The sequence below is a fragment of the Dietzia sp. DQ11-71 genome (genome assembly GCF_014144995.1).
Taxonomy (GTDB): Bacteria; Actinomycetota; Actinomycetes; order Mycobacteriales; family Mycobacteriaceae; genus Dietzia; species Dietzia kunjamensis.
Genome location: NZ_JAALDT010000127.1, coordinates 1 through 2,464, shown reverse-complemented (window position 1 = coordinate 2,464; position 2,464 = coordinate 1). Strand labels below are relative to the sequence as shown.

At 70.7% G+C, this 2,464-nt stretch carries 5 protein-coding genes; all 5 read right to left on the bottom strand.

The annotated features are described in order from the left end of the window. Positions 1–28 precede the first annotated feature (28 nt). The gene (locus G6023_RS05360) at positions 29–205 is read right to left on the bottom strand and encodes a hypothetical protein (protein ID WP_182634326.1); all 177 of its coding nucleotides are present in this window, start codon (positions 203–205) and stop codon (positions 29–31) included. Continuing rightward, positions 202–408, bottom strand: coding sequence for a helix-turn-helix domain-containing protein (locus tag G6023_RS05355; protein ID WP_182634322.1), 207 nt, complete (start codon positions 406–408; stop codon positions 202–204). The genes G6023_RS05360 and G6023_RS05355 overlap by 4 nt, the downstream gene beginning before the upstream one ends. Next, a complete protein-coding gene (locus G6023_RS05350; RefSeq protein WP_182634320.1) occupies positions 408–887 on the bottom strand; it encodes a DUF2975 domain-containing protein in 480 nt (159 codons plus the stop codon). Before G6023_RS05350 ends, G6023_RS05355 begins: the two co-directional genes overlap by 1 nt. Positions 888–971: 84 nt before the next feature. After that, positions 972–1,622 carry a TrmH family RNA methyltransferase gene (locus G6023_RS05345; protein ID WP_096906718.1) on the bottom strand — a complete coding sequence of 217 codons (651 nt, stop codon included), beginning with the start codon at positions 1,620–1,622 and terminating at the stop codon, positions 972–974. Beyond that, positions 1,619–2,461: an SDR family oxidoreductase gene (locus G6023_RS05340; protein WP_182634324.1), complete on the bottom strand. Its 843-nt coding sequence runs from the start codon at positions 2,459–2,461 to the stop codon at positions 1,619–1,621. The genes G6023_RS05345 and G6023_RS05340 overlap by 4 nt, the downstream gene beginning before the upstream one ends. Positions 2,462–2,464: the final 3 nt, after the last annotated feature.

Genomic DNA, 2,464 nt, shown 5'->3' with positions numbered 1-2,464 from the left:
GCCGGGGCCGGGGCCGGGCATGCGCCGATCAGCGCGGCCCGCGCCAGCGCAGCGCGACGACCGCGGCACCGATCACCACGAGCACCCCGATCCCCTGCAGACCCGGGGAGTCGTCGGCCTCACCGAGGACGACCGCCGTCGCCCACAGCGCGATTATGGCCAGCACTGCGGCCAGGACCAGCAGGAAGTGCACCCGGCGCTTCATTCCTCGACCCATTCGAGCAGGTCGCCGGGCTGGCATTCGAGCACCCGGCACATCGCCTCGAGCGTGCTGAACCGCACGGCCTTGGCCCGACCGTTCTTCAGCACCGAGACATTGGCGGGCGTCAATCCCACCCGCTCCACGAACTCTCCGACGCTCATCTTGCGCTTGGCGAGTTCGACGTCGATCCGCACGATGATCGGCATCAAACCACCGTGTCCATCTCGGAGCGCAGGGAGGTCGCCTGCCGGAGGAGCGCGCGCATGACGACCATGAGCAGCGCGGCGACCGTGATGATGACGACGACGAGGAAGAGCAGTAGCGGCAGGCCGGGATCAGTCGCGTTGATGCCGACCAGCACGAGCACCACCACGAGCATCGCCCAGGCGGCGACGATCGCCCCCAGGATCACATCGACCCAGACCAGGGACCCGTCCGTGAAGATGCGGTCGGCCCTGACCATCGAGAGCAGCTTCCAGGTGGCCACCACCACGACCTGGATGCACACCACCCAGTAGATCGATACGGCCGTCAGCGGCCACCGCAGGTGCGCGTCGCCCGGTGACGTCTCGGCCATGTGCGCGAACTGCCCGGGCAGGGACATGGTCTGCAGCAGGACCAGTATCGCGAACAGCACCACCAGGCACGCCCGCAGCGGCAGGACCGCTCGTTTTTCGATGTTCATACACCGACTATGGACCTGTACCTATCGAAAATCAATAGGCGTGAGTTTCGGGCAGGCGGGCGCGGTGGGCGGGCGAGATGGCGATCAGGCCGGGGCGGCGTGTTCGCGGATCCAGGCGTGCATGGCGATCCCGGCGGCCACGCCGGCGTTGATCGAGCGGGTCGAGCCGAACTGTGCGATCGAGACGGTCTTCGCGGCCCGCAGGCGCGCGTCCTCGCTCACCCCGGGCCCCTCCTGTCCGAAGAGCAGGACGCAGTCGCGCGGCAGGCTCGCGGTCTCGAGGGGCTCGGCACCGGGGAGGTTGTCGACGGCGACGACCGGCAGCCCCTCGGAGCGGGCCCACTCCATGAGGGCGCCGACGTCGGCGTGGTGGCGCAGGTGCTGGTAGCGGTCGGTGACCATGGCCCCGCGCCTGTTCCAGCGGCGGCGGCCCACGATGTGCACCTCGGCGGCCAGGAAGGCGTTGGCGGTGCGCACGACGGTGCCGATGTTGGCGTCGTGGCCGAAGTTCTCGATGGCCACGTGGAAGGGGTGCCGACGGGTGTCGAGGTCGGCGACGATCGCCTCGCGGCGCCAGTATCGGTAGCGGTCGACCACGTTGCGGCGGTCGCCTGCGTCCAGGAGGTCGGGATCCCACCGGTCGCCGGCCGGGCGCGGCTCTCCGGGATGCTCGAGCTCCCACGGACCGACGCCGACCGCGCCCTCGCCCCACTCGGTCGGGCCCGCCGCCGTCACGAGGTCAGGCGCTGATTGGACAGCTTGACGAGTCGGCTGGGGGCGACCTGCGAGGCCAGGTACATGGCGGTGGCCTGCTTCCCGACCGGCCGGTGGACCTCGCGGCCCAGCGCCCGGCGGATCCTGCCGAACACCCCGGAGGGCTCACGCGCCGTCTGCTCGGCCAGGTCGAGGATCTCGCCGGCGACGTCGCCCTCCGTGAGGCGCACGCCCATCGTGCGCATCCCGGTGGTGTTCACGCCCTCGAGCATTCCGGTGCCCACGTACAGCGGCCACACCGAGCACACCCGGATGCCGTGGCAGGCCCATTCCAGGTCCAGTGCCTCGGTGATCCCGCGGACCGCGAACTTGGTCGCCGAGTACGTCGCCATCTCGGCCTGGCCGTAGATCGCCGACGCCGAGCAGAGGTTCACCACGGTCGGGGTGGCGGACTTCTCCAGGAACGGGAACGCGGCGCGACAGCCGTAGAGCACCCCCTTGACGTTGACGTCCACCAGCGCGGCGTCCTGCTCGAAACTCGCGTCCATGAACGGAGTGCCGTAGAGCAGGCCGGCGTTGTTGACCAGCACGTCCAGCGCGCCACCGCTACGGGCGGTGAACTCGGTGAGAGCGGCCTCCCACGCGGCGGGATCGGTGACGTCGAGCGAACCGGTGACGATCCGCTCGTCTCCCTCGGCCCACGCACAGGGCTGGAGGTCGTACGCGCCCACGAGGTAGCCGGCGTCGGCGAACCGGCGCGCGGTGGCCTCGCCGATCCCGCGGCCGGCGCCGGTGACCAGGACCGTACGGACCGTGCCGGTGGACGGCGTGCCGGGACCCGGTGCGCCCGCGGCGGTCACGAC

Coding starts and splice junctions, on each gene's coding strand:
- G6023_RS05360 (WP_182634326.1), bottom strand. CDS start 205: ATGAAGCGCCGGGTGCACTTCCTGCTGGTCCTGGCCGCAGTGCTGGCC.
- G6023_RS05355 (WP_182634322.1), bottom strand. CDS start 408: ATGCCGATCATCGTGCGGATCGACGTCGAACTCGCCAAGCGCAAGATG.
- G6023_RS05350 (WP_182634320.1), bottom strand. CDS start 887: ATGAACATCGAAAAACGAGCGGTCCTGCCGCTGCGGGCGTGCCTGGTG.